The 6,962-nt window shown below is 30.4% G+C and carries 5 protein-coding genes; all 5 read right to left on the bottom strand.

Annotation, left to right across the window (positions count from 1 at the left end):
- Nucleotides 1-317: 317 nt before the first annotated feature.
- Complete coding sequence (locus ACOX6R_RS06765) at nucleotides 318-1,418, bottom strand: tetratricopeptide repeat protein (RefSeq protein WP_433448578.1); 1,101 nt, start codon at nucleotides 1,416-1,418, stop codon at nucleotides 318-320.
- Nucleotides 1,419-2,186 carry a hypothetical protein gene (locus ACOX6R_RS06760; RefSeq protein WP_433448577.1) on the bottom strand — a complete coding sequence of 256 codons (768 nt, stop codon included), beginning with the start codon at nucleotides 2,184-2,186 and terminating at the stop codon, nucleotides 1,419-1,421.
- A 12-nt stretch (nucleotides 2,187-2,198) separates the two neighbouring features.
- On the bottom strand, nucleotides 2,199-3,908 hold the full coding sequence (argS, locus tag ACOX6R_RS06755) for an arginine--tRNA ligase (protein ID WP_433448575.1): 1,710 nt from the start codon (nucleotides 3,906-3,908) through the stop codon (nucleotides 2,199-2,201).
- A 10-nt stretch (nucleotides 3,909-3,918) separates the two neighbouring features.
- Nucleotides 3,919-6,291: an endonuclease MutS2 gene (locus tag ACOX6R_RS06750; RefSeq protein WP_433448573.1), complete on the bottom strand. Its 2,373-nt coding sequence runs from the start codon at nucleotides 6,289-6,291 to the stop codon at nucleotides 3,919-3,921.
- Nucleotides 6,284-6,962: U32 family peptidase (locus ACOX6R_RS06745; RefSeq protein ID WP_433448571.1), on the bottom strand; the 679-nt coding region annotated here is incomplete at its 5' end. The genes ACOX6R_RS06745 and ACOX6R_RS06750, both read right to left, overlap by 8 nt.

The raw sequence follows: 6,962 nt of genomic DNA, 5'->3' as shown, positions 1-6,962 counted from the left end.
CCTGAGCCAGGATCAAACTCTCAATTAAAATTTGTTTACCTAACTCTTCTAGTCCTAAAACTAAACGAATATCTGGTTTGCTTTTTGTGATTAAATCACGAATTTATATCTTCACACTATTTAATTATCAAATAACTTGCTGCTTATTCAACAGCTATTTTATTATAGCTTAGGTAAAAAAGTTTGTCAAGTAATTTTTACAACTTTTTAAATTTTTTAATGTTGTTTTTACAATTTGTTTTCAAACTCTTCTACTTGAAGCGACAACTTTTATAGTATATTATGATTTCTATTTTTTGTCAACACTATTTTTAAATTTATTTTAATTTTTTTATAAAGTCTTTTAATTCCTTATTTGGACTTATTTCTTGAGCTCTTTCTAGATACTCTAGTGCCTCTTCTACTTCATTTAGATCGAGTAGTATTAGGCCCAAATTATAATTTAATACAAAGGAATTTTCTAATTTTTCTATTCCATCTTTATATACTTCTATTGCTTGATTGTATTCTTCCTTGTTTAATAGAATCATAGCAAGAAGATTTATATTTTCTTCATTTGCTTCATGCTCTATTGATTTATTTATGTTTTCATAAGCTTCATCTAGTCTTCCTAGATTGTACTCACATAGTCCCATTAGATAGTAAAAGCTCATATCTTTTTGGAAGTTATCATCAATCTTATCCATTTCAATTTTGGCTTTTGTGAAGTCTCCTCTTGCTATGAATGCTTTTGCTGAGTCAAATGCTGCATAGTTTTTTAATATTTCAAGTTTAGATCTTGCTTCATCTTTTAATTCTTCATCTTTTGTAAAATTAATAAATTTTTCAAAGTACAGCTTTGATTTTATAAATCTATTTAGGTTTAGATTGATGTATGCGAGCCTATAGTAGGCTAAATCATACTTGTCGTTTAGGTTTAATACTTCGTTATATTTTTTTATAATATCTTCTAGAAGTTTTTTATTCTCTTCTCCTGTTCTTTCTTCTAAGTTGTCGTTATAAATTGCTTCTAGTATATTTCCCTCTTTAAATAATATATCTTCGTCGTCTCCTACAATGTTTTTGTAGGCGTTTAGATATATATATGCATCTGTTAAGTCTTTGTTTTCATTTTCGTAGGCCTTGTAGAGTACATAATTTTTTATATCTAGTTTGAGTTCTAATAATATCTCTAAATATTTTTTCTTATAGATGAAGTCTTTATCTATTCCCAAAAGATATATTATTGAGTCTATTATATTTGCTGCTTCGATTTTATCTATTGCATTTTCTTCTTCTAATTCATTTAATAAATAATCGAGTTTTATAGGTAAAGAGGTACCAGCTGGCAGTTTTAATTCCTTCAGCTGGTACTCTTTTTTTAACTCTATAAATACAACATTTTGTATTTTTTTTTCTAATTTATCATGTAGTGACAATTAAATCTCTCCCATATATGCTCTTTTTCTTCTTGTAGAGTTGTGCAATATTTTGTAGAGATTTCCTCTAAATATTGCATATATTGCAGTTACGAGTATTATAATAATTTGTTTTACATTTACAAGACTTGCTCCCATAACTATTGTTCCTTCTGTATTTAGTCCAAGCGGTATGTCAATTATTCCTGAAGTTAGTATATAGTTTTCAAAAGGTACGCCAAGTAGATTTAAAATTATAAGATATATTATAAAAGGTAAACTCCAAAGCACAAAATTTTCTTTCATAAATTCTAGTGAATGGCTGTAGGCACTTGTGTAATATTCTCCACGAATATATATTGATTCTGCAATTGGATTAAATGCTATAACAAGTACAAGGGACACCACTAAAAATAATGGACCCATTGAAGATAGTGCCGGCATTAGCCAAGATATTAGTATCAATATGAAATACACAGAATATATTGATGCAAAATATTCTTTAAATGTGTCTTTAAAGTTTCTAAAATTAAGCCTGTTGTAAAAAATAACATCACTTAGTTGTGAGTAGTAGCTCGATAATATTAGTGATGATATTATTGGCAATATAAATCCAGAAAGAAATCCCAATACTGGTGCTATGGCAATGCTAAAGGCATTCATGGCCACTTTATATATTAGTGAATATATAAGTGGCAACAATAACACCACAGGGTTTTTACTTATTTTTGAAACAGTTTCACTCATTGCTTTCTTATAAACCATCGCTAAATCGTCAAAAAAATTCATGCTACACCTCTTTTACATTTTTTCTGGTGCTTTTATTCCTAATAAGTTAAGTCCACTTGCTATTACATTTTTAACTGTATAGCAAAGCATAAGTCTTGTGTTTCTTAATTCTTCATCTTCTACTAAAATTTGTGTTTGGTTGTAGAATTTGTTGAATTTTTTAGCAAGCTCAACTACATATCTTGTTATAAAGTAAGGTTCATATTTTTCAGCGGCATCTTTAACTACTTGATTGTAATTATAAAGAGATCTTATAATGTCAACTTCAGTCTCTTCTGTCAAAAGACTTGCGTCAAATTTATTGTCTAGACTAAAGTTTCCTTTTTCTAACAGTGAACAAATTCTTGCGTGCACGTATTGTACATATGGTCCAGTCTCTCCTTCAAAAGAAAGAGTTTTGTCCCAATCAAATACATAGTCTTTGATTCTACCATTAAATAGTTCTTGGAATTTTATCGCGCCAACTCCAATAGTTTGTGCAAGTTCTTCTTTGTTTTCTATCTTTTGTCCAGAAGTTTTTTCTCTTTCGTCTAAGATGTCCATTACTTTTCCAATAGCTTTATTTAATACATCTTCAAGGTATACTACTTTTCCTCTTCTAGTTGATAGAGTTCCATCTTCTAGAGATACCATTCCAAAAGGCACATGAACTATTTCGTCATAGAAATCGTACTTTGCTTCCTTTAATGTGGCTTTAAGCTGTTTAAAGTGAAGTGATTGTTGTGCTCCAACTACATAAATGCTGACATATGGTTTATATGTCTCATGTCTATCTTTTGCTGCTGCAATATCTCTTGTCAAGTAGATACTTGTTCCATCACTTTTTACTATAATTGCTGGGGGCAAGTTATATTTTTCCAAGTTAATAATCTCAGCACCTTGAGATTCTTCCATTACATTTCTTTCTCTTAACTCTTTTATTACTCCTTGGAGTTTATCTGAGTAGTAACTTTCTCCATTGTATGAATCAAAGTGAACATCTAAGATGTCGTAAACTCTATTAAATTCTTTAAGACTAACTTCTCTAAACCATTTCCAAAGTTCAACGGCTTCTTCGTCGTTTTCTTCAAGTTTTTTAAACCACTCTCTGCACTCTTCTTTTACTTCTGGATTTTCATCTACAACTTGGTTAATCTTTACATAAAGTTTAAATAATTCTGGAATAGGGTTTTCGTTTATTGCATCTCTATCTCCCCATTTTTTGTAAGCACAGATTAGCATTCCGAATTGAGTTCCATAATCTCCAAGGTAATTTATTGCAATTGTATTGTATCCCAAGAAGTCGTAAATTCTTTTTAGTGAATCCCCTATTACAGTTGATCTTATATGACCAATGTGGAAAGGCTTAGCAATATTTGTTGAAGAATATTCCACACATACATTTTCGCCCTTGCCTTCGTCAGTCTTTCCAAAATCTTCTTTTTTTTCTATGGATTCTTTTAAAATTTCTTCTGCAAAAATATTTTTATTTATATAGAAGTTAATGTAGGCATTTTTATTTTCAACTTTTTCAAAATATTTTGATTCTATCTCTTCTGCTAATTCACTTGCTATTATTGCAGGATTTTTTCTGTAAATTTTTGCCAAGCTAAAAACTGGAAATGCAAAGTCTCCCAAATCATAAGATGGTGGCACTTCAAGCATCTCATCAATTTTTGTCCTATCTAATTCTTCTATTTTTTCATCTAATATATTAATTATCTCTTCTCTAAAATTTATCATTCTCTCACCTTTATTTTATAATTACAACTGTCACACCATCTCCACCCTCGTTATAAGGTGCATCATGAAATGATTTTACAGCTTTTATTGTCTTCATATAGTCACGAAGCTTTGATCTTAATACTCCAGTGCCCTTTCCATGAATAATTCTAACAGATTTTAAACCTGAAATATAGGCATCATCAATATATTTCTCCACAATTCCTCTTACCTCTTCGAAGTTTTTGCCACGAATATCAATTTCTGACTTAATGTTTTTCGTCTTATTTCTTATAATTTTCTTTGTGCTAACTTTCGTAGCGTTCTCGTCAACATTTACTCTTGTAAGAGTGTTTTGTGGCATTTTCATTTTCATTATACCAGATTGAACGAGGACATTGCCCTTGTTGTCTGGCAGTTCAAGAACTGTAGCTATATTTCCAAGTGAAGTCCTTACCTTATCTCCAACTTTTATTTCTTTAATTGGATTTTTTGACTCTGTAATCTCAAGCCCAGAATTTTTGTCTGTCTCTTTTAAACTTTCTCTCAATAGATCTTGTGCTTCCTGGATTTTTTTAGAATTATCTGAAGAAATATTTGCTTTTGCTTCTTTTAATTCAGAAAGTATTAAATCAGAATTTTGTTTTGCATTTAATAAAATTCTTCTGGCTTCTTCTTTTGATTCATTTAAAATCTTTTCTCTTCTGTCTTCAGTTTTCTTAAGTTCTCTTTCAAGTCTTCTATTTTGTTCGATTAAGTCTTTGTTTTGTCTTTCTAAATCTTCTTTTAGACTTGCAATTTTTGTCCTGTCTTCATCAATAGCCTGAAGCACATCTTCAAATTCAATGCTCTCAGAACTTAAAAGTTTTTTAGATTCTTCTATTATAAAGTCTGGAAGACCAAGCCTTTTTGAAATTTCAAAAGCATTCGACTTTCCCGGAACTCCAATCAAAAGCTTATATGTTGGAGACAATGTGTCCACATCAAATTCCATAGACGCATTTGCAACTCCATCAGTAGTTAGAGCATAAATTTTTAGCTGATTGTAGTGAGTTGTAGAAATACATCTAATCTGTCTATCTAACATGTACTGCATAATTGCACGTGCAAGTGCAGCTCCTTCTGTTGGATCTGTACCTGCACCAAGTTCGTCAAATAATACCAAAGAGTTTTCATCAGCCTCGTTTATTATTCTCACAATATTTACCATGTGAGAAGAAAATGTAGATAGTGACTGTTCAATTGACTGCTCATCTCCAATATCTGCAAATACTGAATCAAATATTGCAATCTCAGAATCTTCACTTGCTGGAATGAGAAGCCCGTACTGAACCATGAGCACCAATAGTCCAACAGTCTTAATGCTTACTGTTTTACCACCTGTGTTTGGCCCTGTAATTATAAGAGATGTAAATTCATCCCCCAAGTATATATCTATTGGCACAGCTACCTCTCTATTTAAAAGTGGGTGATATGCTTTTTTTAAATTAATATATTTTCTGTTATTTAACTTTGGCATATTTGCATTTTGATTTAATGCAAGCTTAGCTTTTGAAAAAATAAAGTCGAGTTCAATTAGTTTTTCTTGATTTACAGCAATGTTATCTGCATCTAAAGACACTTTTTCTGTAAGCTCGCTTAAAATTTTTTCAATCTCCGCTTCTTCTTTTAAATAAAGCTCTTTTAACTCATTATTCGCGTCTACAACAGACATTGGCTCTATATAAACAGTTTGTCCAGAACTTGAAATATCGTGAACCAAACCTTTAACTCTCGATTTATATTCAAGCTTAACGGGAACAACATATCTTCCGTATCTAAAAGTTACAATCTGCTCCTGTAAATATTCTGCATGACTGTTTAAAATTCCATTTAATTTTTCTTTAATAGAATCCTTTTTGCCCGCGATGCTCTTTCTAATTCTCATAAGCTCTCTTGAGGCGTCATCTGCAATTTCATCTTCAGATATTATTTTTTCGTTAATATCTTCTTCGAGTCTTCTGTTTGTATATAGGTCTTCAATTAGTTCATTTACAACGCTAAGACTTATTTCTTTGTGGTCGTAAGTTTCTTTTTTAAGGTATGATTTTAAATTTCTTGCAACCCTTAGAAAGTCTGTTATCTTTAGAAGCTCTTTTGGTGATAGCACTCCGCCAATTTCTGCAATTTTTAAAATATCTTTTATATCAACAATTCCAAATAGGCTTGGCTCACCTTTTGCCGATATAAGTTTTAGTGCTTCACTTGTCTCAATAAGTCTACTATTAACTTCATCAAAGTTCGTTGAAATTTCTATAGTGTCAATATATTCAGTTGTGATTTTGGCACTTGCCAAAGCTTTTAACTCCGAAAGAACTTTATCAAATTCTAAAGTTTTTTTCGCTTTAGTAAAAGAGTCAATCACTTATAATCCCCCTATTAATATGTCCCTTTGTTACTTGTCCATATTTTTTTGTAAGTTTATTCTTTAAAGATTCGTATTTATCATTAGAAAAATCTTTGTAAAGGTCTACTACTTCGTCTGTAAATTCATCAGCTAAAATTAAGAAATTGATGTTTTTGCCTTTAACTTCTTCCAAATATCTATCAAATAATATTGGATATGAATTAAATATTTCTGTAAAAGTATTTTGTCTAAGAACTTCAAAATCTACATCTTTGCCGTCTCTTAAATAATAATTTTTAAACATGCAGCTTGGACAGTTTTTAATATTTACACAGCCCTTGATTACAGAGTAAGGACAGTGATCCATTGTCATAACGGGAACTCGTCCATAAGAAATTAAATTAAACTCTGTCTTTTCTTTAGAAATCTCTCTAATCTGCGCTGCATTTAGCTCAGGAGAAAGAGTGATGCTAGATAGACCCAAGTCTTCAAAAAATTTCACAGCATCTCTATTAAAAATATTTAGTCCAATATCTGCATTTATTTTTAAATTATCATCTTTAAAAATATAATATTCACCGATATTATTTATCCAAATTCCATCTATGTTTTTGGATTTTAAAATTTCTTCTCTAATTTTTTCTAATTCTTCATAGGAATAGAATTTATCTAAATAAATAGATACATTT

The sequence above is a fragment of the Peptoniphilus sp. genome (assembly GCF_050943655.1).
GTDB lineage: Bacteria > Bacillota > Clostridia > Tissierellales > Peptoniphilaceae > Peptoniphilus_A.
Note: the sequence above shows the minus strand (reverse complement) of the source record. Positions and strands in the feature narration are given on the sequence as shown.